The organism is Xaviernesmea oryzae, from assembly GCF_900109605.1.
Lineage (GTDB): Bacteria > Pseudomonadota > Alphaproteobacteria > Rhizobiales > Rhizobiaceae > Xaviernesmea > Xaviernesmea oryzae.
Genome location: NZ_FOAM01000003.1, coordinates 325,968 through 349,845, shown reverse-complemented (window position 1 = coordinate 349,845; position 23,878 = coordinate 325,968). Strand labels below are relative to the sequence as shown.

Genomic DNA, 23,878 nt, shown 5'->3' with positions numbered 1-23,878 from the left:
CATCCATGCTTCATTCTGGAGCATTGAAGCGTGCATGAGGAGGAGATGGGATATGTCGGACAACCGGGACGAAGGTCTGGAAGGCAGGCTGAAGCGCCTCGACGCTGAACTCTCCGCCAAGCGCGGAGCCGACGCGACGGAGGCTGCGGCGGAGGTGCGCGCTGCCGAAACCCGCAAGGGCTATCAGGTCGCGGTCAAGCTCTCCAGCGAGTTCGTTGCCGCGATCATCGTGGGCGCACTTTTAGGCTATCTTTTGGATCATTTCGCCGGTACAGGCCCATGGGGAATGATCGTTCTCCTGCTTTTGGGCTTTTGTGCGGGCGTGCTGAACGTCTTGCGCTCTGCGGGAATGGTGGCCTCGCCCCATCCTGCCGATCGGCGCGGCGGCGACGGAAAGCCCTGACGAGGATCGCATCCTCCAGGGGAGTATAAAAGACGCGCGACGGCCCTGTCGCGCCAGTCTTTGAGTGAAGTGACGTGGCGGGCAATTGAGAGAGAGCGGCTGTGGAAGGCGATAAGGTAGATCCGGTACACCAGTTCATGGTCAACAAGATCGTCCCGATCCATATCGGTGGGCTCGATCTGTCTTTCACCAATGCATCGCTGTTCATGGTCGTGACGCTGGTTCTGGCCGTCGGCTTCCTGATCGCGACCACGTCGAGCCGCAGCGTCGTTCCCGGCCGGCTTCAGTCGGTGTCGGAACTCTCCTATGAATTCATCGCCTCCATGCTGCGCGAAGGCGCCGGCAGCCACGGCATGAAGTTCTTCCCGATGGTCTTCTCGCTGTTCATGTTCATCCTGACGGCGAACCTGCTCGGCATGGTGCCCTACTTCTTCACCATCACCAGCCAAATCATCGTGACCTTCGCCCTGGCGCTCTTTGTCATTGGCACGGTGCTGGTCTATGGCTTTTACAAGCATGGCTTTCACTTCCTGAACGTCTTCGTTCCCTCTGGCGTGCCCGGCGTGCTTCTGCCGCTCGTCATCGCCATCGAGGTGATTTCGTTCCTGTCGCGTCCGATCAGCCTGTCGGTCCGCCTTTTCGCCAACATGCTGGCCGGTCACATCACGCTGAAGGTTTTTGCCGGCTTCGTGGCGACGCTCAGCACGCTCGGAGCGCTCGGCATCGGCGGCGCGATCCTGCCTCTCATCATGACCGTCGCCCTGACGGGTCTCGAATTCCTCGTCGCCTTCCTCCAGGCCTACGTCTTCGCGGTGCTGACCTGCATGTACCTGAACGACGCGGTCCATCCGGGTGGCCACTAAGGAATAACGTCACGGGCTGCGGCCGTCGGCGCCGCATGCCCCTTAAGAAGCCGCAACACCCATTCGAAGGAGACTAACATGGAAGCGGAAGCAGCAAAGTTCATCGGCGCAGGTCTCGCCTGCTTCGGCATGGCCGGCACGGCTCTCGGCCTCGGCAACATCTTCGGCAGCTATCTCTCGGGCGCTCTGCGCAATCCGTCTGCCGCTGACAGCCAGTTCGGCCGTCTGGTTTTCGGCTTCGCCGTAACCGAAGCTCTGGGCATCTTCTCGCTGCTCGTTGCCCTGCTCCTCCTGTTCGCTGTCTGATATCTCGTCAGCCACTGGATTGACCGAGGCGGTGGCTCGCGCTGCCGCCTCGGACTTCTCTCGTTTTCGTGCACCTGGAGGTGAGTATGTTCGTGACCGCGGCCTATGCGCAGTCAACCCCCACCGAAGGCGCAGGATCCCAAGGCGCCGCTCCTGCCGAGGTGCACACCGAGACCGGTGTCGCCCATGAAGGCGGGCATGGCTCCGGCGTTTTTCCGCCCTTCGACCAGTCGACCTTCGCTTCGCAGCTGCTCTGGCTGGCGATCACCTTCGGTCTGTTCTACATCCTGATGGCGAAGGTCGTCCTTCCGCGCATCGGTGCCATTCTCGAATCCCGCCAGGAGACGATCGCGCGCGATCTCGACGACGCCAGCCGGGCGAAGTCCGAGGCTGACGCTGCCGTCGCCGCCTATGAGCAGGAGCTTGCCGCCGCCCGTGCGAAGGCAAACCAGATCGCCAATACGGCGCGCGAGGCCGCAAAGGCTCAGGCTGCCGCCGAACGCACGGCGATCGAAACCGAACTCAATGGCAAGATCGCTGCTGCGGAAGCGCGGATTGCCGATATCAAGGTTCGCGCTCTGGCCGATGTCGGCACGATCGCGGAGGAAACCGCCGGTGCGGTGGTCGAACAGCTGATCGGAACCCGGGTTCCGGAGGCCGAGATCGCCGCTGCCGTCAAGGCTTCGGCCAAGTAAGGAGACGCGCGGATGACCCTGACTTCTCTCGCGACCTTCTGGGCCTTCGTCGGCCTGATCCTCTTCCTGGCCCTGATCGTCTATCTCAAGGTTCCCGGCATGATGGCCAAGGCGCTCGACGAGCGCGCCGAACGCATCACCAATGAATTGGCCGAGGCGAAACGCCTGCGCCAGGAAGCGCAGTCGCTGCTGACGGAATATCAGCGCAAGCGCAAGGATGCCGAAGCCGAAGCTGCGGCCCTGGTCGCGGCCGCCGAACGCGAAGCCCAGGCGATTACCGCCGAGGCCAAGCAGAAGAGCGAGGACTTCGTCGCCCGCCGCACCGCGCTTTCGGAGCAGAAGATCAAGCAGGCCGAAACCGACGCCATCAACGCCGTGCGTGCCACCGCCGTCGACCTGGCGATTGCCGCTGCCGAGCGGGTGATTGGCCAGCAGGTCAATGCGTCGAATGACGGCGCACTGTTCACCAAGGCGCTGGGTGATGTGAAGACACGGCTGAACTAAGCCGGACCTCAATCTCAATCTTTGCAAAGGCCGTGCCCCCCGGGTGCGGCCTTTTTCATTGTCCAAGCGTACCGGCTTTCCCATCAGCCGTCCCGTCGAGCCGGTGTACGCCTTTGCAGGACGAGCGCTGCACGCCAAACGGCGTAAGGCATAAAAAAAGCCGCCTCGCCATAAGGCGAAGCGGCGTTTTCGGTCATGCCGATCGGGTGGATCAGGCTGCGGCGCGCTGCATCTTCTCGCGCACCATGGTGCGAAGGGCCGTCAGATCCTTGGCGAAGGAGCGGATACCCTCGGCGAGCTTTTCGGTCGCCATCGCATCTTCGTTCATCATCCAGCGGAAGGTCTTTTCATCGACGCTCAGCGTCTCCTGCTTGCCGCGCTGGTCGGGCGAGAGCTTGCGGGTCAGCGTGCCTTCGGCCTTGTCCAGCTCGTCCAGCAGGTTCGGGCTGATGGTCAGGCGGTCGCAGCCGGCAAGGGCTTCGATTTCGCCGACATTGCGGAAGGAGGCGCCCATGACGATCGTCGCGATGTCATGCGTCTTGTAATAGTCATAGATTTCGCGAACCGAGACGACGCCCGGATCTTCTTCCGCCGTGTAGTCCTTGCCGGTCGACTTCTTGTACCAGTCGAGGATACGGCCGACGAAGGGCGAAATCAGGAAGACCTTGGCATCGGCGCAGGCAACGGCCTGTGCCTTGCTGAACAGCAGCGTCAGGTTGCAGTCGATACCTTCCTTCTGCAGCACTTCCGCCGCGCGGATGCCTTCCCACGTGGAGGCCAGCTTGATCAGGATGCGATCCCGCTCGATCCCGCGGTCCTTATAGGCCTCGATGATCCCATGGGCCTTCGCAATCGAGGCTTCGGTATCGAAAGACAGGTCGGCGTCCACTTCCGTGGAAACGCGACCAGGCACCAGCTCCACCAGCTTGGCGCCGACGGAAATCGCAAGCCGGTCGGCAACGGCGGCAACGGCCGCATCGGAATCGCCGCCCTGCTGTCTGCCCCAATGCACCGCTTCATCGACGGCGTCGGCAAACATGTCCGTTCCAAGCGCCTTCAGCACGATGGTCGGGTTGGTGGTGCAATCCACCGGCTTCAGGCGCGCAACGGCCTCGATGTCGCCGGTGTCGGCAACCACGGTGGTCATGCTGCGCAATTGTTCGAGTTTGGATGTCACGGGTCTTCTCCGATCGGATGGTGCAATGGCCTTCGCAAGGCCGGCGGGCAACGCGGCCGGCAAGGATGGTCGGTCACCGAGAACGTCAGAGGTCAGTCCTCATCGGAAAGATGTGATGCCGCAGGCTCAATTGCAATATCGACTCCGGCATTTTCCGGAGCGCCGCAAAGCCTGTGGTCCGCCGAGACAACGCACCCCAATAGGTGGGCAAGCGCAGCCAGGGTCCTTTCCAAAAGAGAAAGCCCGGCACAGCGCGACCGGCCTGGAAGGGTCCGGTTGCATGCTGCGGACGGGCTATGACCCTTCATTCCCACACCACTGGCAAGGACGCATCGATCCCGCCGCCGTGCAGAAGATTTATGCGAAGCGGTGACACACATGTCAAATGCTAAATTCAAATGTCCGCTTGTCACGGGGATCACGCGGCGTGCTGAAGGGGCGAAGATGATATCGTGTCGGCCCTGGGCATGCCGCGACGTCGTTGAAACATGAGGAGGATCAAATTCGCCCTAAAGAGCGATCATGTCGTCGTCCGGTATGCCTGGCTCACCCGGATCGGCCCGTAAGGGGCGGAAGCTCATGCGGTGCAGGCGGCAAGGGCCATGAAGACGGATCGCGTCGCGATGGATCACGGTCGCATAGCCCGCATGGGCTGCGAAACCATAGCCCGGATAGACATGGTCGGCACGCGCCATCATCCGGTCGCGCGCCACCTTGGCAACGATCGATGCCGCGGCAATGGATAAAGAACGTTGATCGCCTTTGATCACCGCCTGTCCCTGGCAGGGTAGACCGGGCGGCACATCGCGCCCATCGGCCAGCACGAGGGCCGGGCGCAGCGGCAGGCCGAGCACCGCCCGCCGCATCGCATCCAGGCTTGCCTTTCGAATGTCGGTCAGATCGATGCGGCCAGCGCCGGAGGAGGCGATCGAGACGACCGCGCGCGACAGGATCTGATCGAACAAGGCTTCGCGCCGGACCGGCGTCAAAAGCTTGCTGTCGTTCAGCCCTTCCAGCCCATGTCCTTCTTCCAGAATGACGGCAGCGGCGACCACTGGTCCTGCCAGGGGTCCACGCCCAGCCTCATCCGTGCCGGCAACGGGAAACAGGCCGCTTTCGATCGCGGCGCGCTCCAGCGCATAGTCGGGTTCGATGCGGCTGTCGAAGAGATCAGGGGAATCAAGTTTTCGAGCGCGTTTCATGCGCTATCAGTCTCATGAAGGTCCGATTGCCTGCAAGAGGGCGGGCAAACGCGCAACGGTAGCGGCGATTTCCGGCCCACGCATGCGACCTGGACATAGGCATGCGCTGCCGCAGCCGCGAGGTTGCCGTAAGGTCCAAGAGATGCTTACAGCAGGGACAACTGCACCCCCATGCCGAGCGGCGGCACGAAGAGATCGCAATTCAGCGCGCGGCGGGTGGTGTTGAGCTCCAGCCGCCTGGCTGCCATGTCGAAGCGCCGGCCGATCTGCCAGGCATAGGGGCCGGCGCCCTTCATCCGCTTGCCGAACTCCGCATCATAATCCTTGCCGCCGCGCATCGACCGCACAAGCGACATGACATGGCGGTAGCGGTCGGGATAGTTGCGCAGCAGCCAGTCGCGAAACAGCGGACTGACCTCCAGTGGCAGGCGAAGCAACACATAGCTCGCCTCGCTGGCGCCTGCCGTCTTCGCCGATTCGAGGATCCGCTCGATCTCGTGATCGTTGAGCGCCGGGATGATCGGTGCGACCAGAACAGATGTTGGAATGCCCGCTTCCGCAAGGGCGCGCACGGCTTCCAGCCGCTTGGAGGGTGTGGAGGCGCGCGGCTCCATCAGGCGCGCCAGCTTGCGGTCGAGTGTCGTCACCGAAAGACCGACCTTGACCAGCCCTTTCTCCGCCATGGGCGCGAGCAGATCGATGTCGCGGGTGACCAATGCCGATTTCGTCACGATCATCACCGGGTGATCGGCGGCCTTCAAAACCTCGATCACCTGGCGCATCAACCGCCAGTCCTTGTCGATCGGCTGATAGGGGTCGGTGTTGGTGCCAATGGCAATCGGCTTCACCTTATAGCCGGGCTTGGCGAGCTCTCGCTCCAGCAACTTGGCCGCATCCGGCTTGGCAAACAGCTTCGCCTCGAAATCGAGCCCGGGTGAAAGGCCCATGAAGGCATGGGTCGGCCGGGCGAAGCAGTAGACGCAGCCATGCTCGCAGCCGCGATAGGGATTGACCGAGCGGTCGAAGGGAATGTCGGGCGAGTCGTTGCGGCTGATGATAGAGCGCGGTTTTTCGACCTGCACCTCTGTCTTGAATGGTTCAAGATCCTCAAGCGTGTTCCAGCCGTCATCTTCGGCTTCGCGCGCGAGCGTTTCGTAGCGGCCGGAAACGTTCATCGCGGTTCCGCGTCCGCGCCGGCGTGTCTCGTCCACCCGCAGGCCGGTTTCCAGAACCAGCGCTTCGGCCATGTCTGCGCTGTTGCCGGGCGCAAATGCGCCCCGCCGGATGTCGGACAGGTCGTTCATGAAAGGCTCCGGAGGGCAAAGACGATCGCCACATGCCCGTTGCCCGGGCGTGCGTGATCCTTGAACCTCGATGTCGCTGTTGCGCCGTTTTCCCGCCCTGGCGACGTAAAACCAAACCATCCAGAATACGGCGTCGTGAAAAATGTAACGTCGCACGCAGAACATTGCAAGAACAAATTTGACCTGACAGGTTGCACTCAGAAGGAAGGTTTCATCGTATCGCAGTGCATGGTTTTAATGGTTTGATGTTTTGCGATGCGATATGACAGCTTATGCTCACGATCATTCTAGAAACGCGGAATGCTGAGGCCGGGCTCGCTCATTCGCTGGCGGGGCTGGTGCCCGGTGCCGTCGAGGGGTTGGTGAGCGACGTGCTGATCCTCGATCACGCATCACGCGACCGGGCCCGGGAGGTCGCGGATGCGGCCGGCGCGCGTTTCTTTACCGAGTGGGATCTGCCGGGCGTGCTGGCGCAGGCGCGCGGCAACTGGGTGCTGTTTCTGGAAGCAGGTGCGCGGCCGACCGGACGCTGGATCGAGGACCTCGCCGATCACATGGCCCTGCGCGGAGGACCAGCCCGATTCACGCGCTCGCGGCTGCACCGGCGCGGCCTGTGGCAGCGCCTCATGCATCGCGGCTCTGCGCTGGAACTCGGACTTCTTCTGCCGATGGCGCTCGCACGCGCCTGTGCGCCGGGACAGACCCCGCAATCCCTCGTGGCACGGGCCAAACCCCGTCATCGCCTCGCCAGCGAATTGCTGCCCGCCTCGGCCTTGGGCGATTGAGCGATCATCGCTACAGCGCCAATGCCTCTCCGCGTCACGACACGGCGTCGCCAAGCCAGGCTTCAGCCGCGTTGCAGGTGCTCGTCCAGCCGTGGCATGATCTCGACGAAGTTGCAGGGGCGGTGGCGATAGTCGAGCTGCTGGGCCAGAATGCCGTCCCAGGCATCGCGGCAGGCGCCGGGCGAGCCGGGCAGCACGAAGACGAAGGTGGCATTGAGCATCCCGGCAGTGGCGCGAGACTGGACGGTCGAGGTGCCGATCTTTTCATAGGACAAGTGATGCAAGAGGACGGAAAAGCCGTCCATCCGCTTTTCAAACAGCGGCTCCAGCGCCTCGGGCGTCACGTCGCGTCCGGTAAAGCCGGTGCCCCCGGTCGTGATAACCACATCCACTGTCGGATCCTGCGACCAGCCTGTTACCTGCGCTGAGATGGCCGCACGGTCGTCGGGCACGATCGCGCGGGCCGCCAGATGATGGCCCGCCTTGGTCAGCCGCTCCGCCAGCGTATCGCCCGAGCGGTCGTCGGCCAGCGAACGGGTGTCGGAAACGGTGAGGACCGCAATACCCAGCGGAATGAAGGCGCGTTCGGTTTCAGGCTGCGGCATCGGCGTTCTCCCGGCTGGAGGCGGTCAGGCAGGACAGGACGAACCAGTCCGGATGCGCATTGACGACCCGCTCGGCTGCGCGGTCGCGCGCGCCAAGATCGCCAAACAGCGCGAAACAGGTGGCGCCAGAGCCCGACATGCGCGCAAGCCTCGGCCCATTTGCGCGAAGCGCGACATCGACGGCAGCAATGGAGCGCTCCAGCGCGCGCGCAGGCGGCTCCAGATCATTGCGCAGAGGCTGCAGCGCGGCAAACCAGGCCTCAAGCCCCTGAAGGCCTGCGGGAAGCACGAGCGGTGGATTGGCCTTCTCAGTCAGGCGGCGAAAGATCTCCGGCGTGGAAACCGGCTTCAGCGGATTGACCAGCAGCATCGGCAGAACGGGAACGTCTTCAAGCAGCGTGATCGCCTCCCCTATGCCGCGCGCGATCAGCGGCCGGCTGATCAGGCACATCGGCACATCCGCGCCAAGGGAGAGGGCGAGACGGCCGAGCACGTCAGCAGGCAGAGTGGCTTGCCACAGGCGCAGAAGCCCTTTCAACGTCGCGGCTGCATCGGCTGAGCCGCCGCCAATGCCGGAGGCGACTGGCAGGGATTTTTCCAGGTGCAGGGCGACGGGCGGGGCCTCCTGGCCGGCCTCGATCAGCGCCGCGCGCAGCCTGTCGCGCGCCCTTACCACCAGATTGTCCGCCTGGCCGGCTTCGTCCGCCGGCACGGATGCGCCGAAGCGGCCAGAAACGGAAAAGCCATCGGCTTCGGCATGGGCGAGGCCGATCCGGTCTCCCTTGTCGGCAAAGGTGACCAGGCTTTCGAGCAGATGATGGCCGTCGGCGCGCTGGCCGACGACATGCAGGGCCAGATTGACCTTGGCCGGCGCGTCCATCCAGAGATCGGCGGCAAAGCCCGCCGCCTCACGTTCCAGCTCGTTTCCCTGAGGGCTATTGCCCATCGCCAGGCTCATTGCGCTCGTGCCGGGACGATCAGGACTTCTTCTCGGGCGTGGCCGGCGGCAGGTCCGGCACAGGCGCGGGCGGTGTCGCCGGATTGGCATTGGCCGCAGCTGGTACCTTTTCCGGCAGCGGCGGCAGGCCGTTGGCGATCTTGTCCTTGATCTTCGGGATCTCGGCCTCTTCCGGCTTCAGCGCGAGCGCCTGATTCCACTGGAACACGGCTTCCAGCCGCCGGCCGACACGCCAGTAGACATCGCCCAGATGGTCGTTGATCGTCGGGTCGCCGGCCATCAGTTCGGCAGCTCGCTCCAGCTCGGTCACCGCTTCATCGAAGCGGTTCAAGCGATAATAGGCCCAGCCCAGGCTGTCGACGATATAGCCGTCATCCGGCTTCAGTTCGACGGCTTTGCGGATCATGTCCAGGCCCTGGTCGAGATTGATGTTCATGTCGACCCAGGAATAGCCGAGATAGTTCAACACCTGCGGCTGGTCGGGATTGAGCTCCAGCGCCTTCTTGAAGCTCGGCTCGGCCTTGTCCCAGATCTTCTGGCGTTCGTAAGCAATGCCGCGCTGGAAGAAGATGCTCCAGTCGCTCTTGTGTGGGGTTGCGCCCAGCGCTTCTACCGCCCGGTCATAGACCTCGCCCATCTCCTTGTAGTCCTTGGCCTCGGACAGCACGCTGCCATAGGCCATGTAGCTGCGCATATCCTTGGGATCGAGATCGATCAGGGCACGCAGATGCTTCTTCGCCTCGTCCACCTGGCCGATGGAGGCGAGGCTCAGGCCGAGCTGCATTTCCGACAGGCGGCGCATAGGCGAATTGTCCGGCACCATCTTGTAGAAGGAGATGGCGCGGTCAGGCTGCTTCAGGTTTTCGGCAATGCTGCCGAGCATCACCAGAATATCGGCGCTATCGGGATCGAGCGCGCGCGCCGTCTGCAGATAGAGCGAGACGACATCCTCCGCACCTTCTCGGTTGAGCGCCGCGCCGATGGAGAAGAGGACCGAAGCCGCGCCCTGCGTGGCGTCGCGCACCTGCTGTTCCTGCGGCTTGCCCTCTTCGATGCTGGTCCGCAGCGCGGAGAGCGGCGCGTAATTGTTGAGGAAATTCTCGCCGACGGCCACGGCGTCGAGCGCCTTCTGCTTGTTGCCATCCTGCGCTTCCAACCGGGCCAGCGCCATGACGGCGCGCAGGAAGGTGTCGGGCGCTGCCCCGCCGCCGGTGCGGTCGGTCACCGCCTCGTTCAGCCGCGTGCGCGCGGTCGCCTTGTCGCCGGCGGCCAGCGCGATGGCGCCGGCGTGATAGTTCTTGAAGATGGCGAACCAGTCCGGCCCGTCCATCGCATTGATCGCGGCGATGGCTTCCTTCGGGCGGCCCTGTCCGGCCTTGGCCCAGGCGACAAGCAGGCCGTTCATCAGGCGGTCGAGATCGTTCGGACCCTTATATTGCAGGATCTTCTGGGCGTTGCGATATTCCTTCTTGCGGATCGCTTCGACGCCGCGCGCAATGGTGGTGATGCGCTCCACCGCGCCATCCGACTTCAGCTGCTCGGCCAGCGCCACGCCATCCGTCAGATTGCCGTTCATCAAAAGCGTGATCATCAGCCGCTGCTTGACCTCGCGGTTGTCCGGCTCGAACTCCAGCGCGGTGCGATAGAGCTTGGTGGCATTGTCGAGATCCTGGTCGACATCGGCCGTGCGGGCAGCGAGGAAAGCACCCGAAAAGCTGTTGACGGAATTGACGTCGAAGGCTTCGTTGCGCTTCACCTCGGCCTTCTGGTCCGCATAGGATGCGGGCGCACCTGTGACGGTGGCGAGCGCCAGGATGGCGGCACCGGCCATGAGGCGAAGAAGATGGTTCTGGCGCATATCAAGCCTTTCATTGCGGCGCGCGCTCGTGCTTCGAGGGCGCCGGCTCAAGTCCCCGTGATTCACCCGATTCTTAGCGCAGGAACGCGCAAGCCGGGAAGATGCCGCGCGATCTTTCTCGCGGGCAGAATGGCAGGCAGAGCCGCCATATCCCGGTCGTCCATCCGGTTCATACGTCGATACGGCCCTGCCACATGCTTCGCGGTGAAGTGAACGGCAACAGAATGGCTTTTTTGCGCAGGCGTTCCAAAGATGATGGCGAGAAAGCGAATAACGTCCGTTCCTCGTCAGACGACGGGCTTATCGCTATGACCCGGCGCGCGGCAGCTCAGTCAGCTCCACCATCATTGTTTCCAGCGGACTGTGTCTTCTGCCTCAATTCACCCGCTGGATGCAGAAATCGATAACGTCGAGCAGGGCGTCCTTATGAGCCGAGGCGGGCAGCGGGGCGAGAGCGTCGCGGGCAATGCTGCCGTAATGCTCGGCGCGGGCCGTGGTTTCCTTCAGCGCGCCATAGCGGCCGATAATCCCCAGCGCCTTTTCCAGATTGGCATCGTCGGCCTCGCCGCCCTCGATGGCGCGGCGCCAGAAATCGCGCTCTTCCGCCGTGCCGCGGCGATAGGACAGGATGACCGGTAGGGTGATCTTGCCCTCGCGGAAATCGTCCCCGACATTCTTGCCGAGATCGGCAGAGGAACCGCCATAATCGAGTACGTCGTCGATCAGCTGGAAGGCGAGGCCGAGATTCATGCCATAGGACTTCAGGGCATTGCGCTGGGCGCGGTCGGTCTTGGCGACGATCGGGCCGACTTCGGCGGCAGCGGCAAACAGCGCCGCCGTCTTCGCGCGGATCACGGCCAGATAATCGTCCTCCGTCGTTTCCATATTCTTGGCGACGGAAAGCTGCAGCACCTCGCCCTCGGCGATCACCGAAGCGGCGGTGGAGAGGACGTCGAGCGCTTCGAGCGAGCCGACATCGACCATCATGCGGAAGGCTTGGCCGAGCAGGAAATCGCCGACCAGCACGCTTGCCTGGTTGCCCCAGATCATCCGCGCCGTCGACTTGCCGCGCCGCATGTCGCTTTCGTCCACCACGTCGTCATGCAGCAGCGTTGCCGTATGCATGAACTCGACCGATGTGGCGAGCTTGATGTGCGAATCCCCCTCATAGCCGAACATCGCGGCGGAGGAGAGCGTGAGCATCGGCCGCAGCCGCTTGCCCCCGGAGGAAATCAGATGATTGGCCACCTCCGGGATCATTTCCACGTCGGAGCCGGCCTTGGACAGGATCAGCTGGTTGACCCGCTCCATATCGGCCTTGGTCAGATCGACCAGCGGCTTGACCGACGCCGGTTTGCTCTTCCCATCTTCCAGCGGTATGACGACGCCCAACTTGCGGCACTCCTGTTCACATTTCGGGCGCAAGAATAGAAACAGGGGCCTGTCGCGGCAAGGGCGAAATGCAGCCGTTCACCTGTTTGCTTGCGCAAAAGGTCGCAGGATGGCTTGGGATCATAGCTTGATCACTACGCGAAATGAGAAGGGCTTAGGCAGACAGCCATCGCCGGGCCGAAGCATGGGGAGGCGAGAGGCCGGCATGGAAGAACTGATCCGCACCAACGACGCCGTCGCCCTGTCCTTTGCCGAGAGCCTGCTGAAGGATGCCGGCATTGCCTGCTTCGTCGCGGATCAGGGCATGAGCATCCTGGAAGGGTCGCTCGGTCTTCTGCCACGCAGGCTGATGGTCGATGGTGGGCGGATCGCCGCCGCCCGACGCCTGCTTGTCGATGCCGGGCTGGGTGACGAACTGCGCGAGATCGATGCATGAGCGCCTCTGACGACAAGGACAGTGCGATTGCCGATGGTCCTCGGACGGAGCCAGGCACGGCGGCCCACGAAGAGGATACGGTCGACGCTTTTCACCGGGGCGCGTTTCATATTGTCCAGCCTGCCCGCCAGGGACACCGCTCCGGCATGGATGCGATGCTGCTGGCCGCGCTTGTTCATGCCGAAGGCCCGTTTCGCCTGGCCGATCTGGGGGCCGGGGCCGGTGCCGCCGGTCTGGCCGTGGCAGCGCGGCTTGATCGTGCCGAGGTCTCCCTGGTCGAGCGCTCGCCTGTCATGGTCGCTTACGCAAGGCGCAGCCTGGACCTTCCGGGAAATGATGATTTGAAACGGCGCACGCAGGTGATCGAGGCGGATGTGACGCTGACGGGCCGTGCCCGCGTCGCGGCAGGGCTGGCCGACGATCATTTCGACCAGGTGATCCTCAATCCACCCTTCAACCATGGGGCCGACCGACGCACGCCGGATGCGCTCAAAGCCGAGGCCCATGCCATGCATGCGGGCCTGTTCGAGGATTGGATCCGCACGGCCGGGGCGATCCTCAAGCCCGGCGGGCAGATGTCGCTGATCGCCCGGCCGGAGTCGATCGCCGAGATCATCGCCGCCTGCGGCCGCCGCTTCGGCGGGCTGGAGGTGACGGCGCTGCACCCGCGAGAAGGCGCCGATGCCGTGCGCATTCTCGTCACCGCCATCAAGCAGAGCCGCGCCCGGCTCAGGCTGCGCGCCCCCCTAATCATGCATCGGGAAGGCTCCAACCAGTTTACCGAGCAAGTCGACGATCTCAACAATGGCCGCGCCGCCTATCGACGCACCTGCTGACGTATCTGTGAAAACCGGCCGGGAAAGCGTGAAGCGGGCGAGCAAGCAATGTCTTGCATAGGAGTCGCGAAGACTTACATGGTGGCCGACATTCTTTCCCGTTCAGGAGACATCATGCCCGGCTTCTTCAAATCCCTTCTGCCCAAGCGCTTTCGCCGGGAGAGCGTGATCATCCCTGTCGTGCGCCTCCAGGGCGCGATCATGAGCGGCGGCAGCGCCTTCAGGCCGATGCTCAATCTCGCCGCCGTCGCGCCTGCGCTGGAGCGGGCCTTTTCGATCAAGAGCGCGCCGGCCGTGGCCATCTCGATCAATTCGCCCGGCGGCTCGCCGGTGCAATCGCGGCTGATCTACAAGCGCATCCGCGACCTTGCGGAGGAAAAGAAGAAGCGCGTGCTTGTGTTCGTCGAGGATGTCGCGGCTTCGGGCGGCTATATGATCGCGCTGGCCGGCGACGAGATCATCGCCGATCCCACCTCGATCGTCGGCTCCATCGGCGTCGTCTCCGGCGGCTTCGGCTTTCCCGAGATGCTGAAGAAGATCGGCGTCGAGCGCCGGGTCTACACCTCGGGAGAAAACAAGGTGATCCTCGATCCGTTCCAGCCGGAAAAGGAGGGGGACATCGCCTATTTGCATGGCCTGCAACGCGATATTCACGAGACCTTCATCGCCATGGTCAAGGCCCGCCGTGGAAACCTGCTGAAGGATGAGCCGGAGCTGTTCTCCGGCCTGTTCTGGACCGGCACGCGCGGACGCGAGCTGGGGCTGGTCGACGGGCTGGGCGATATGCGCGGCGAAGTTCGGCGCCGCTACGGCGACAATGCGGAGCTGAAGCTGATTTCGTCGGCGCGCGGCCTCTTCGGCCGTCGCCAGCCCGGCGCCGAAGCCAGCTTGCCGGCTCTTGCCTCAGGTGCGGTGGCGGGGCTTGCGGAGCTGGCCGAAGAAAAGGCATTATGGTCACGCTACGGGCTGTGAGGCGCCTTCACGGCGCGCGCCTGAGATCGCCGGAAAGATCTTCCGAAACAAGGCATTCGGCGCGCGACCCCGCGAATCGCCTCGTCCGGGACAGGGCATTGCCGGCATCGAAGGGTCCGGCGCTGAAGGACCATCCATGCCGAACCTGCTTTTCCTCCTGCTCATCGCCCTGATCGCCTGGTTGGGCTACCGCAAATTCGTGGCCGATGCCGAAAAGCTCGCCCGCCAGCGCGAGCGGGTTCGTCGCGAACGTGAGGCCGGCGCGCAGGGCACGCTGGTCAAGGATGAGGCGACGGGGGAGTATCGGCTGAAGCAGGATTGAGCTGGTCAGGCGGTTTTCGGTTATCGGCAATGATCCGAGAGGATAGCCTCCTTGTTCCAAGCAATCGCTTGTTCCGGGGGGAAATCCCGCGCGCCTTCGCAGCTCATCGGCAATCACGGAGACGTCGAATGCGGCGCAATCTGGCTCATCGGCGGTCATGAATGCGCTGTGCCCGCGTAGGTAAATCCTAGTTTGCTACGATGCCAGATTGCAAAGATCTCACACTTAATAAAGTACCAGCCTATCCGACAAATCCGCTCTTGCCCCCGCTGATCCATTGACCCCCGCCGCCGCCCATGGCACTCGTCCGGGTCAATGATGAGACCCGTGACGGACGCCATGACCGACATCCCCGCCCATATGAACCCGAAGCGCTCGTTCCAGGCGCTGATTCTCACCCTTCACAATTACTGGGCCGACAAGGGCTGCGCCGTGCTGCAGCCCTATGACATGGAAGTGGGCGCGGGCACGTTTCATCCGGCCACCACGCTGCGCGCGCTCGGCCCCAAACCCTGGCGGGCGGCCTATGTTCAGCCCTCGCGCCGGCCAACGGACGGGCGCTATGGCGAGAACCCGAACCGGCTGCAGCATTATTATCAGTATCAGGTGATCCTGAAGCCGAATCCGTCGAACTTGCAGGAGCTCTATCTCGGCTCGCTCAAGGCGATCGGTCTGGATCCGCTGCTGCACGATATCCGATTTGTCGAGGATGACTGGGAAAGCCCGACGCTCGGCGCCTGGGGCCTTGGCTGGGAGTGCTGGTGCGACGGGATGGAAGTCTCGCAGTTTACCTACTTCCAGCAGGTTTGCGGCATCGAATGCTCGCCCGTATCAGGCGAGCTGACTTATGGGCTGGAGCGGCTGGCCATGTATGTCCAGGGCGTGGACAATGTCTACGACCTGAACTTCAACGGTCGCGAGGGCGACGAGAAGATCAGCTATGGCGATGTCTTCCTGCAGGCCGAACAGGAATATTCCCGCCATAATTTCGAATATGCCAATACCGAGATGCTGCTTCGGCACTTCATCGACGCGGAGAAGGAGTGCCAGGCGCTGCTGGATGCCGGCGCGCCCGGGGACAGCGCCAATCAGCGCCTGCACAAATGCGTCTTCCCGGCCTATGACCAGTGCATCAAGGCAAGCCACGTCTTCAATCTCTTGGACGCGCGCGGGGTCATCTCGGTGACCGAGCGCCAGAGCTATATCCTCAGGGTGCGCACGCTGTCCAAGGCCTGCGGCGAAGCCTTCCTGCTGACTGATGCCGGTGGCGTCAATCTGGAGCGGCCGGCGGCCTGAGCCGACCTTGCGCGTTGCATCTGCCCCGCCGGCTGTCTTTTCGGACGGCCGGCTTTTCTATGCGCGCAATTGGCTGATCATCTAAAGCGTGCCGCGATCTTTCCGATTCGCTACCACGCTTTAAGTCTTTGTTTTGCCGCAGATCGTTATCGCAAAACCGCTGCGCACCTTTGCGCGACCTGCTCCAAGCGGAAGACCGTGATCAGGACCAACGATTGGTGTTTTCTGTCGGCTTGCGCAGGCCGATGATGAAATCGCGCTTTTCCGGACGGTGGCGTTCGACGCGCAAGGCAGCCAGATGGCTGGCGCCCATCAGGGCAACGGCACCGAGTGCAATGCTGGCGAGAATGGTCATGCGGGAGAGCCTTTCTTTGGGATGGGCCCGATCCGGCCTTATCCATATGGGTTGTCGACAGGCGGCATGAGAGCGTCGGCAGGGCGAACGCCCTATAGCCCGAGGCCTTACAGACCATGGTGCCGGCTGGTCTCGGCAAACCGCCGAGATGAAGCGAAAGCCATCGATCCTCTCGCCGCCGTGAGACGCGAAACACATCAGCGCTTACAAGACGCCAGCTGCCGTGAACCGATGCGGCGGTGCCCCCGCTTCGCATGCGTCCCGGCCTGTCGGATCCTTGCGGACCCCTGCCAGGCAGATTATCGCACCGGACCGCTCCCCAATGTCCGCGTGCTCTGCCTGTAAACTGGCGATGGGACAATCCTGCCGTGCTGGCCTTGCCCGGACCTGACGCGTCTGTGGATGCTGACCTGCCTGCGGTATGGAGGCGCAAGAGGAGTTGGTCGGCCCTGGTTCGCGCAGCGAAACAGATTGCCTTTGCGTGATTTCGCTCCTCCTGGAAATGCTCTATGAGAGGCGCCGAGAGCAAGGACCGGCCGCATGCGCGGCCGCGGAAGGGAAGCCCATCATGTCGGTGATCATTGTGCTTGGCGCGGTCGTCCTGGTCGTCGGCCTCTGGCTGGTGCTGATCTATAACGGCCTGGTCAAGGCTCGGCAGGTCAAGGAGGAGGCGTGGTCGGGCATCGACGTGCAGCTGAAGCGCCGCGCCGATCTGATCCCCAACCTGGTGGAAACGGTGAAGGGCTATGCCGCCCATGAGAAGGAGACGCTGGCAGAGCTGGTGGAACTGCGCAACCGCGTCCAGGCCGTGGCGCCCGGCGATGTGGCTGGCCGCGCTGCTGCCGAAGGTCTGCTTTCCCAGGCGCTCGGCCGTATCGTCGCGCTTGCGGAGGCCTATCCCGACTTGAAAGCCAGCCAGAATTTCGCCGCGCTTCAGGACTCGCTCCAGGCGGTGGAAGACGATCTGCAAATGGCGCGGCGCTATTACAATGGGGCGGCGCGCGACCTCAATGTGCGGGTCGAAAGCTTTCCGTCGAATCTGGTAGCGGGCTCCTTCGGCTTTGCCAAGGCCGCCTATTTCGAGGTCGCCAATCCGGCGGATCGGGCCGTTCCCTCGGTGAAGTTTTAACGCGTCGGCGGCGTTGCCTCTCGGGAAGAGCCTGACAGGCGCCACCGCCGGCCGGACGCAAGCAAGACGATGACGGCGGGAGGCGTTTGAACGCCGCCCCCGCACAGAAGACGAAACAGGCAAGACGAGCATGGCTGACGCGAAACCGACCCTTACGATCCTTCCTCCTGGAAAGCCGCTGATCGGCCGCGTGAGCCCGCCGGGCTCCAAGTCGATCACCAATCGGGCCCTGCTTTTGGCGGGACTTGCCAAGGGCACCAGCCGGCTTTCCGGCGCGCTGAAGAGCGACGATACCCTCTATATGGCCGAGGCGCTGCGCCAGATGGGCGTGACCGTCGAAGAGCCGGATGCGACGACCTTCGTCGTCACCGGTTCCGGACGGCTGAACCCGCCGCAGGCGCCGCTTTTCCTCGGCAATGCCGGCACGGCCACGCGCTTCCTCACCGCTGCCGCCGTGCTGGTCGATGGCGTGGTCATTGTCGATGGCGATGCGCATATGCGCAAGCGACCGATCCGCCCGCTGATCGAGGCTTTGTCGGCGCTGGGCGTGAAGGCCGAAGCTGCGACCGGCTGCCCGCCCGTCACCATCCATGGCACGGGCGACATTGCGGGCAGCCGCGTCGAAATCGATGCAGGCCTGTCCAGCCAATATGTTTCGGCGCTGCTGATGGCGGCGGCCGGCGCCAGCCATCCGGTGGATATCGTTCTCGCCGGCACGGAGATCGGCGCGCGTGGCTATGTCGATCTGACCCTCGCTGCCATGCGGGCCTTTGGCGCCGAAGTGAAAGAAACAGGCGAGGGCGCCTGGCGCGTGGCGCCGACCGGCTATCGGGCCGCCGATTTCACGGTGGAGCCCGATGCGTCCGCCGCCACCTATCTCTGGGCGGCCGAAAAGCTCACCGGTGGGCGCATCGATCTCGGCGTGCCGGCCGAAGCCTTTTCCCAGCCGGATGCGCGGGCCTATGCCGTGATGTCCGCCTTCCCGAATCTGCCCGCCGTCATCGACGGATCGCAGATGCAGGATGCGGTGCCGACGCTTGCGGTGCTCGCCGCCTTCAACCAAACGCCCGTGCGCTTCACTGGCCTTGCCAATCTGCGCGTCAAGGAATGCGACCGCGTCCACGCGCTCGCCAAGGGGCTGACGGACATCCGCCCGGGGCTTGGGGTGGAAGAAGGCGACGATCTTCTCGTGGCGTCCGATCCCGCGCTTGCCGGGCAGACGGTTGCGGCCTCGATCGACACCTTCGCGGATCACCGGATCGCCATGAGCTTCGCGCTGGCCGGGCTGATGGTCGGCGGCATCGCCATCGAGGATCCCGCCTGCGTCGGCAAGACCTATCCCGGCTACTGGGATGCGCTTGCCTCGCTTGGCGTTGCCTTTGAGGGCGAGACGCGCTGAGGTTGGCGTCAAGCCTTTTGCGTTTATGTCCGCGCGTTAAGTCATGTTCCAGTCTCTGTTACATAACGCCACCATACGATGCCGCGCGGCAGGCTCAAGGTAGACGTGGTTTCGCACGAGGAGAGCGGCATGAGGCGGATGATCGGTTGGCTGGCACTTGTCCTCAGCCTGCTCTTAGCGATCCTGCCGGCAGCGGCGGCGGAGCGGATCGAAGATTATCGCGCGGATATCATGCTGCAGCCGGATGGCACCTTGCGGGTGCGCGAAGTGATCCGCGCGGTCAGCGAAGGCGATCAGATCCGCCGGGGCATCTATCGCGACTTTCCGCTGACCATGCTCGACAAGGACGATCGTCGCGTTCAGGTCGATTTCAACCTGATCTCTGTGCGCCGCGATGGCAAGGACGAGCCCTACCACACGGAGCGGGGCGACGGCGGCATCCGCATCTATAGCGGCGACAAGGACGTCTTGCTGCCATCCGGTCCGCATGTCTTCGAATTCACCTATGAGACCGGACGGCAGATCCGCTTTTTCGAGGATCACGACGAGATTTACTGGAACGTCACCGGCAATGGCTGGATCTTTCCGATTCTCAAGGCCTCGGCAACCGTCACGCTGCCGAATGGCGCCATAGCGCGCGATGCCAAGGCCTTCACCGGTTCCTATGGCGCCGCCGGCAGCGATGCGCGCATCACGCGCGCGGGCGATACGGTCAGCGTCAGCACGACAAGGCCGCTTGGGCCTCGCGAAGGACTTACCCTCGTTGTCGCCTTCGATAAGGGCGTGGTGGCGGCGCCGGATGACGCCACACGGGCACGCTGGTGGCTGCGCGACCACGCCGGGCTGATCGTTGCCGGCCTGGGACTGGCGATCGTCACGGTCTATTATCTGTGGATGTGGGCCCGTGTAGGGCGCGATCCGCCCGCCGGCGTCGTGGTGCCGCGCTGGGATGCGCCTGAAGGCGCCTCGCCAGCCCTGGTCAACTATATCGACGGACGCGGCTTTGCCGATGGCGGCTGGACCGCCTTTTCCGCCGCTGCGCTGCATCTGGCGGTGCGTGGCCAAGTCGTTCTGGAAGACCTGAAGGAACGGCTGGTGATCCGCCGGATTGGCACAAGGGTTGAAAATGATGCGGAAGGGAAATCAGCCGAACCAGCGGTCGCTGACCCCTGGGGGAAACGGTCCGGGACGTCGAAGACATCAGGGCGTCGCGACGCGCCGCCGCTTGGCGCGGGGGAGGCGGCCTTGCTCGGCTCGGTGGATCAGGCCGGCGGTGCGCTGGTGGTCGATCGCGCCCATGGACCAGCGGTCCAGCTCGCTGGCAGCGCTTTCCGCACCGCCATGGAGCGAGAGCATCGCGGCAAATATTATCGCGCCAATACCGGCTTCATCGTCGGCGGCGTTGGCCTGTCGCTGCTCGTGCTTCTCGCCATTATGGTCTTCGGCGGTCTGGGAGAGGACATCGTGCCGCTGGTGATCATTCCGGTTGTCGCGGGGATCTTCCTGCCGGGGCTTGCCACCGCTTTCGTGAAGTCGCGCCGGCGGGAGAGAAGCCTGGCGAGCCGGATTGCCCGCATTCTCGTGCTCGCCTTCATCGGCTTCGTCGCGGTGTCGATTCTCCTCTCGCTGTTCGCCACTGTGGTCACCCAGGCGTTGGAGCATCACGAGCTGCCGATGCTGTTCGCCATCGGCGCGATCGTCCTCGTCAATGCGCTGTTTTTCTTCCTGATGGGTGCGCCGACGCCGCTGGGCGCGACGATGACGGCAGGGATCGAAGGGCTGCGCCAATATTTGATATTGGCCGAGCAGGAGCGTTTGAACCTTGTCGGCGCGCCGCAAATGTCGCCTGCCCATTACGAAACGCTTCTGCCCTATGCCGTGGCGCTGGGCGTCGAAAAGCCCTGGTCACAGGCGTTTGAAACCTGGCTCGCTTCGGCCGGTGCAGCGGTGGCGGCCGCGGCCTATCAGCCCGCCTGGTATCATGGCAGTCAGGGGCCGGGCGGTTTCTCCGATCGGATGAGCCGCTTTCCCGGCGAGATGGCCTCGACCATCGCCGCCTCCCTGCCGCCGCCACCGAAATCCTCCTCGTCGGGCTTCTCCTCCGGTGGCGGCTTTTCCGGCGGCGGGGGTGGCGGAGGGGGCGGGGGCGGCTGGTAAGCGCCGGTGTCAGCCGTGCCGGCGAGGTCGCTCATCGGCTGATTGCGCTCCGGCTGGCACGTCCTGGCCGTTTTTCCATTGTGCCCCTATCGCAAATTTTGCTAGCAACGCCGGCGAAAACCCTTGTGGCGCGGCGCCTGTCCGGGCCGCCTTTTTCCGGCTTGGCCGGATGCGATGGAAACACCGATGCCCGATCTCCTGCTCGAACTCCGCTCCGAGGAAATTCCCGCCCAGATGCAGCGCAAGGCGGCGGGAGACCTGCGCAAACTGGTCACCGACGCGCTGGTCGAAGCGGGCCTGACCTATGAGGGCGCGCGCGAATATTGGACGCCGCGCCGCCTGACGCTCGACATTCGCGGCCTCAACGCGCGTTCGGCCGATCAACGCGAGGAGCGCAAGGGGCCGCGCGTCGATGCCAACGAAAAGGCAATCGAGGGCTTCCTGCGCGGCGCCGGCCTTGCCTCCATCGCTGAAGCCCATGTCCATAGCGATCAGAAAAAGGGCGATTTCTACGTTGCCCACATCGTCAAGCCCGGCCGGGCGGCGGAAGAGATCATCGCCGAGGTGATGCCCGGCATCATCCGCAATTTCCCTTGGCCGAAATCGATGCGCTCGGGCGCGGCCTCCGCCCGGCCCGGCGCGCTGCGCTGGGTGCGGCCGCTGCAGACGATCCTCTGCACCTTCGGGCCGGAAAACGAGGAGACGCAGGTCATCCCCTTCGAGGTCGACGGCATCGTCGCCTCCAACGTCACGGCCGGCCATCGTTTCCATGCGCCGGAGCCCTTCACCGTGCGCCGTTTCGCCGATTACGCCGAGAAGCTGGAGCGTGCCTTCGTCGTGCTCGATGCCGACAGGCGCAAGGACATGATCCTGCATGACGCCCGCGATCTCGCTTTCGCCAGCGGGCTCGATCTGGTCGAGGATGAAGGTCTCCTGGAGGAAGTCTCCGGCCTCGTCGAATGGCCGCAGGTGCTGATGGGCTCTTTCGAGGAAAGCTATCTGGCAATCCCCGCCGAGATCATCCGGCTGACGATCAAGACCAATCAGAAGTGTTTCGTCACCCGGCCGCAAGGGGCCGATGCCGGCACGCTGTCGAACCGCTTCATCCTGGTAGCCAATATTGCCGCCAAGGATGGCGGGGCCGAGATCGTTCATGGCAATGGCAAGGTGGTGCGCGCGCGCCTCTCCGACGCCCAGCATTTCTGGACCCGCGACCAAGGCAATCTGCCCGATCTGGACACACTGAAGCCGTCCGCTGAGAAATTCGCGCTGGACCTGAAAAAGCCGCTCGACCAGCGCATGGCCAAGCTCGATGCGCTCAACGTCACCTTCCATGCCAAGCTCGGCACTCAGGGCGAGCGCGTTGCGCGCATCCGGGCGCTGGCGGCGAAGCTTGCGCCGGTGACGGGTGCCGATCTCCAGCTGGTCGACCGCGCTGCCGTGCTGGCCAAGGCCGATCTGCGCACTGAGGCCGTCAACGAATTTCCCGAGCTGCAGGGCGTGATGGGCCGCAAATATGCCCTGCTTCAGGGCGAGCCGGGCCCGGTCGCCGCCGCCATCGAGGACCATTGGAAGCCGAACGGCCCGTCCGACCGCCTGCCGGAAGACGCAGTCGGCTTGACCATTGCGCTAGCCGACAAGCTCGACACGCTGACCGGCTTCTGGGCGATCGACGAGAAGCCGACCGGCTCGAAAGACCCTTATGCGCTACGCCGCGCCGCGCTCGGCGTCATCCGCATGATCCTGGAGCGTAAGGTTCGCCTGCCGCTGCTTTCAGTGGCGGAGGATCCCGATCTCCTCTCCTTCTTCCACGACCGCCTGAAAGTCTATCTGCGCGATCTCGGCGCCCGCCACGATATTATCGATGCGGTGCTGACCTCCGACGCGGATGATTTGCTGCTGGTCGCCCGACGGGCCGAGGCGCTGACGGCCTTCATCACCTCCGAAGACGGCAAGAACCTGCTCGCCGGCACAAAGCGCGCTACCCAGCTTTTGGCGGCCGAGGAGAAGAAGGGCGCCGTCTTGTCCGGCACGGTCGATCCGGCGCTCTTCACACTGGAGGCCGAGAAGGCGCTGCATGCAGCCGTGGTCGCCGCATCGGCGGATGCCGCGAAGGCCGTGGCCATGGAGGATTTCCGCTCGGCCATGGAGGCGCTGTCAATGCTGCGGGTGCCCGTCGACCGCTTCTTCGACGACGTGCTGGTCAATGACGAGAACCCCGCCATCCGCGCCAATCGCCTCGGTCTGCTCGGCCAGATCCGCGCGGCCACGGGCACGGTAGCCGATTTTTCCAAGATCGTCGGCTGAGCGGGATGACTGCGCAGGCGCACGACGAGACCGGTAAGGCGAAGATCCTTGTCAGCGCCTGCCTTCTCGGCCATGCCGTGCGCTATGACGGCACGGCCAAGCCGCTGCTTCACCCGCTCTTGGCGCGCTGGCAGGCGGAGGGGCGCCTGGTAACGCTCTGTCCGGAGGTCTCCGCCGGCCTGCCGGTGCCGCGTCCGCCGGCCGAAATCGAACCCGGTGCCAGCGGCGTCGATGTCATCGCCGGCACGGCCCGGGTTCTGGAGAAGACCGGCGGCGATGCGACCGCCGCCTTTCTCCAGGCGGCTGACAATGCGCTTGCGCTCGTGGTCAGAACCGGCTGCCGATACGCGCTTCTGATCGATGGCAGCCCATCCTGCGGATCGATCGCCATTTACGATGGTCGCTTCGAAGGGCATAAACAGCCGGGCGAGGGCGTCGTCGCTGCCCGCTTGCGCCAGGCCGGCATCGCCGTCTATGCCCATTCGCAGATCGAAGATCTGGCACGCGCGCTGGAGCGCGAGACGCAAGGCTAAGGGTGGCCTGGTTGCAACGCGATCTTCCCGTAAAGCTTAGGCTGGACTGAGCATGGGGTGTGCACGCAGGTTGTGCTTTGCAAC

Annotated in this window: 24 protein-coding genes; 16 read left to right on the top strand and 8 right to left on the bottom strand. The window is 64.0% G+C overall.

The features are described 5' to 3' along the window. Positions 1-52 precede the first annotated feature (52 nt). From BMX61_RS05235 to BMX61_RS05215, 5 genes are all read left to right on the top strand, one after another. Positions 53-403 carry an AtpZ/AtpI family protein gene (locus BMX61_RS05235; RefSeq protein WP_075629152.1) on the top strand — a complete coding sequence of 117 codons (351 nt, stop codon included), beginning with the start codon at positions 53-55 and terminating at the stop codon, positions 401-403. Between the two features lie 101 nt (positions 404-504). Next, positions 505-1,266, top strand: a complete 762-nt coding sequence (locus BMX61_RS05230) for a F0F1 ATP synthase subunit A (RefSeq protein WP_267890873.1) — start codon at positions 505-507, stop codon at positions 1,264-1,266. Between the two features lie 78 nt (positions 1,267-1,344). Continuing rightward, on the top strand, positions 1,345-1,572 hold the full coding sequence (locus tag BMX61_RS05225; protein ID WP_003588243.1) for a F0F1 ATP synthase subunit C: 228 nt from the start codon (positions 1,345-1,347) through the stop codon (positions 1,570-1,572). An 86-nt stretch (positions 1,573-1,658) separates the two neighbouring features. Next, positions 1,659-2,267, top strand: a complete 609-nt coding sequence (locus BMX61_RS05220; RefSeq protein WP_075629150.1) for a F0F1 ATP synthase subunit B — start codon at positions 1,659-1,661, stop codon at positions 2,265-2,267. 12 nt (positions 2,268-2,279) lie between these two features. Beyond that, positions 2,280-2,771, top strand: a complete 492-nt coding sequence (locus BMX61_RS05215) for a F0F1 ATP synthase subunit B (RefSeq protein WP_075629149.1) — start codon at positions 2,280-2,282, stop codon at positions 2,769-2,771. Positions 2,772-2,982: 211 nt separating this feature from the next. Here BMX61_RS05215 and tal read toward each other — a convergent pair whose 3' ends face one another. From tal to BMX61_RS05200, 3 genes are all read right to left on the bottom strand, one after another. Further along, positions 2,983-3,948: a transaldolase gene (gene tal, locus BMX61_RS05210; RefSeq protein WP_075629148.1), complete on the bottom strand. Its 966-nt coding sequence runs from the start codon at positions 3,946-3,948 to the stop codon at positions 2,983-2,985. A gap of 509 nt (positions 3,949-4,457) precedes the next feature. Continuing rightward, positions 4,458-5,150, bottom strand: coding sequence for a ribonuclease HII (locus BMX61_RS05205; RefSeq protein ID WP_075629147.1), 693 nt, complete (start codon positions 5,148-5,150; stop codon positions 4,458-4,460). 146 nt (positions 5,151-5,296) lie between these two features. Beyond that, entirely contained in the window at positions 5,297-6,454 is a 1,158-nt protein-coding gene (locus tag BMX61_RS05200) for a PA0069 family radical SAM protein (RefSeq protein ID WP_075629146.1), read from the bottom strand. A gap of 272 nt (positions 6,455-6,726) precedes the next feature. Between BMX61_RS05200 and BMX61_RS05195 the strand changes: the two genes are divergently transcribed. Beyond that, positions 6,727-7,239 (top strand): glycosyltransferase family protein, encoded by a 513-nt coding sequence (locus BMX61_RS05195; RefSeq protein ID WP_075629145.1) that lies wholly within the window; start codon positions 6,727-6,729, stop codon positions 7,237-7,239. 62 nt (positions 7,240-7,301) lie between these two features. On the opposite strand, the gene moaB is transcribed toward BMX61_RS05195, so the two are convergent. The 4 genes from moaB to BMX61_RS05175 form a co-directional block, all read right to left on the bottom strand. After that, positions 7,302-7,844 carry a molybdenum cofactor biosynthesis protein B gene (gene moaB / locus BMX61_RS05190; protein ID WP_075629144.1) on the bottom strand — a complete coding sequence of 181 codons (543 nt, stop codon included), beginning with the start codon at positions 7,842-7,844 and terminating at the stop codon, positions 7,302-7,304. Further along, positions 7,831-8,790, bottom strand: a complete 960-nt coding sequence (locus BMX61_RS05185; RefSeq protein WP_083639583.1) for a 4-(cytidine 5'-diphospho)-2-C-methyl-D-erythritol kinase — start codon at positions 8,788-8,790, stop codon at positions 7,831-7,833. Before BMX61_RS05185 ends, moaB begins: the two co-directional genes overlap by 14 nt. Positions 8,791-8,821: 31 nt before the next feature. Further along, positions 8,822-10,660 carry a tetratricopeptide repeat protein gene (locus BMX61_RS05180; protein WP_075629143.1) on the bottom strand — a complete coding sequence of 613 codons (1,839 nt, stop codon included), beginning with the start codon at positions 10,658-10,660 and terminating at the stop codon, positions 8,822-8,824. A gap of 375 nt (positions 10,661-11,035) precedes the next feature. Next, positions 11,036-12,052, bottom strand: a complete 1,017-nt coding sequence (locus BMX61_RS05175; RefSeq protein ID WP_075629142.1) for a polyprenyl synthetase family protein — start codon at positions 12,050-12,052, stop codon at positions 11,036-11,038. Between the two features lie 205 nt (positions 12,053-12,257). On the opposite strand from BMX61_RS05175, the gene BMX61_RS05170 reads away from it, so the two are divergent. The 5 genes from BMX61_RS05170 to BMX61_RS05150 all read left to right on the top strand — a co-directional run bounded on the left by BMX61_RS05170 (position 12,258) and on the right by BMX61_RS05150 (position 15,914). Then, positions 12,258-12,488, top strand: a complete 231-nt coding sequence (locus BMX61_RS05170; RefSeq protein WP_075629141.1) for a putative signal transducing protein — start codon at positions 12,258-12,260, stop codon at positions 12,486-12,488. Next, complete coding sequence (locus BMX61_RS05165; RefSeq protein ID WP_083639582.1) at positions 12,485-13,324, top strand: tRNA1(Val) (adenine(37)-N6)-methyltransferase; 840 nt, start codon at positions 12,485-12,487, stop codon at positions 13,322-13,324. The genes BMX61_RS05170 and BMX61_RS05165 overlap by 4 nt, the downstream gene beginning before the upstream one ends. 114 nt (positions 13,325-13,438) lie before the next feature. Further along, complete coding sequence (locus BMX61_RS05160) at positions 13,439-14,296, top strand: S49 family peptidase (protein WP_075629236.1); 858 nt, start codon at positions 13,439-13,441, stop codon at positions 14,294-14,296. A gap of 136 nt (positions 14,297-14,432) precedes the next feature. After that, complete coding sequence (locus tag BMX61_RS05155) at positions 14,433-14,618, top strand: hypothetical protein (RefSeq protein WP_075629140.1); 186 nt, start codon at positions 14,433-14,435, stop codon at positions 14,616-14,618. Positions 14,619-14,957: 339 nt separating this feature from the next. Beyond that, complete coding sequence (locus BMX61_RS05150) at positions 14,958-15,914, top strand: glycine--tRNA ligase subunit alpha (RefSeq protein ID WP_075629235.1); 957 nt, start codon at positions 14,958-14,960, stop codon at positions 15,912-15,914. A gap of 202 nt (positions 15,915-16,116) precedes the next feature. On the opposite strand, the gene BMX61_RS24610 is transcribed toward BMX61_RS05150, so the two are convergent. Next, the gene (locus tag BMX61_RS24610) at positions 16,117-16,269 is read right to left on the bottom strand and encodes a hypothetical protein (RefSeq protein ID WP_170854900.1); all 153 of its coding nucleotides are present in this window, start codon (positions 16,267-16,269) and stop codon (positions 16,117-16,119) included. Between the two features lie 568 nt (positions 16,270-16,837). Between BMX61_RS24610 and BMX61_RS05145 the strand changes: the two genes are divergently transcribed. The 5 genes from BMX61_RS05145 (at position 16,838) to BMX61_RS05125 (ending at position 23,794) form a co-directional block, all read left to right on the top strand. Further along, on the top strand, positions 16,838-17,398 hold the full coding sequence (locus tag BMX61_RS05145; protein ID WP_075629139.1) for a LemA family protein: 561 nt from the start codon (positions 16,838-16,840) through the stop codon (positions 17,396-17,398). A gap of 130 nt (positions 17,399-17,528) precedes the next feature. Beyond that, complete coding sequence (locus BMX61_RS05140) at positions 17,529-18,797, top strand: 3-phosphoshikimate 1-carboxyvinyltransferase (RefSeq protein WP_075629138.1); 1,269 nt, start codon at positions 17,529-17,531, stop codon at positions 18,795-18,797. Between the two features lie 129 nt (positions 18,798-18,926). After that, positions 18,927-20,954 (top strand): DUF2207 domain-containing protein, encoded by a 2,028-nt coding sequence (locus tag BMX61_RS05135; RefSeq protein WP_075629137.1) that lies wholly within the window; start codon positions 18,927-18,929, stop codon positions 20,952-20,954. A gap of 186 nt (positions 20,955-21,140) precedes the next feature. After that, positions 21,141-23,261 carry a glycine--tRNA ligase subunit beta gene (gene glyS, locus BMX61_RS05130; RefSeq protein ID WP_075629136.1) on the top strand — a complete coding sequence of 707 codons (2,121 nt, stop codon included), beginning with the start codon at positions 21,141-21,143 and terminating at the stop codon, positions 23,259-23,261. A gap of 5 nt (positions 23,262-23,266) precedes the next feature. Further along, the gene (locus BMX61_RS05125; protein ID WP_075629135.1) at positions 23,267-23,794 is read left to right on the top strand and encodes a 2-thiouracil desulfurase family protein; all 528 of its coding nucleotides are present in this window, start codon (positions 23,267-23,269) and stop codon (positions 23,792-23,794) included. The last annotated feature ends 84 nt before the right edge of the window (positions 23,795-23,878 follow it).

Coding starts and splice junctions, on each gene's coding strand:
- BMX61_RS05235 (WP_075629152.1), top strand. CDS start 53: ATGTCGGACAACCGGGACGAAGGTCTGGAAGGCAGGCTGAAGCGCCTC.
- BMX61_RS05225 (WP_003588243.1), top strand. CDS start 1,345: ATGGAAGCGGAAGCAGCAAAGTTCATCGGCGCAGGTCTCGCCTGCTTC.
- BMX61_RS05220 (WP_075629150.1), top strand. CDS start 1,659: ATGTTCGTGACCGCGGCCTATGCGCAGTCAACCCCCACCGAAGGCGCA.
- BMX61_RS05215 (WP_075629149.1), top strand. CDS start 2,280: ATGACCCTGACTTCTCTCGCGACCTTCTGGGCCTTCGTCGGCCTGATC.
- BMX61_RS05205 (WP_075629147.1), bottom strand. CDS start 5,150: ATGAAACGCGCTCGAAAACTTGATTCCCCTGATCTCTTCGACAGCCGC.
- BMX61_RS05200 (WP_075629146.1), bottom strand. CDS start 6,454: ATGAACGACCTGTCCGACATCCGGCGGGGCGCATTTGCGCCCGGCAAC.
- BMX61_RS05195 (WP_075629145.1), top strand. CDS start 6,727: ATGCTCACGATCATTCTAGAAACGCGGAATGCTGAGGCCGGGCTCGCT.
- moaB (WP_075629144.1), bottom strand. CDS start 7,844: ATGCCGCAGCCTGAAACCGAACGCGCCTTCATTCCGCTGGGTATTGCG.
- BMX61_RS05185 (WP_083639583.1), bottom strand. CDS start 8,790: ATGGGCAATAGCCCTCAGGGAAACGAGCTGGAACGTGAGGCGGCGGGC.
- BMX61_RS05180 (WP_075629143.1), bottom strand. CDS start 10,660: ATGCGCCAGAACCATCTTCTTCGCCTCATGGCCGGTGCCGCCATCCTG.
- BMX61_RS05170 (WP_075629141.1), top strand. CDS start 12,258: ATGGAAGAACTGATCCGCACCAACGACGCCGTCGCCCTGTCCTTTGCC.
- BMX61_RS05165 (WP_083639582.1), top strand. CDS start 12,485: ATGAGCGCCTCTGACGACAAGGACAGTGCGATTGCCGATGGTCCTCGG.
- BMX61_RS05160 (WP_075629236.1), top strand. CDS start 13,439: ATGCCCGGCTTCTTCAAATCCCTTCTGCCCAAGCGCTTTCGCCGGGAG.
- BMX61_RS05155 (WP_075629140.1), top strand. CDS start 14,433: ATGCCGAACCTGCTTTTCCTCCTGCTCATCGCCCTGATCGCCTGGTTG.
- BMX61_RS05150 (WP_075629235.1), top strand. CDS start 14,958: ATGACCGACATCCCCGCCCATATGAACCCGAAGCGCTCGTTCCAGGCG.
- BMX61_RS24610 (WP_170854900.1), bottom strand. CDS start 16,269: ATGACCATTCTCGCCAGCATTGCACTCGGTGCCGTTGCCCTGATGGGC.
- BMX61_RS05145 (WP_075629139.1), top strand. CDS start 16,838: ATGTCGGTGATCATTGTGCTTGGCGCGGTCGTCCTGGTCGTCGGCCTC.
- BMX61_RS05140 (WP_075629138.1), top strand. CDS start 17,529: ATGGCTGACGCGAAACCGACCCTTACGATCCTTCCTCCTGGAAAGCCG.
- BMX61_RS05135 (WP_075629137.1), top strand. CDS start 18,927: ATGAGGCGGATGATCGGTTGGCTGGCACTTGTCCTCAGCCTGCTCTTA.
- glyS (WP_075629136.1), top strand. CDS start 21,141: ATGCCCGATCTCCTGCTCGAACTCCGCTCCGAGGAAATTCCCGCCCAG.
- BMX61_RS05125 (WP_075629135.1), top strand. CDS start 23,267: ATGACTGCGCAGGCGCACGACGAGACCGGTAAGGCGAAGATCCTTGTC.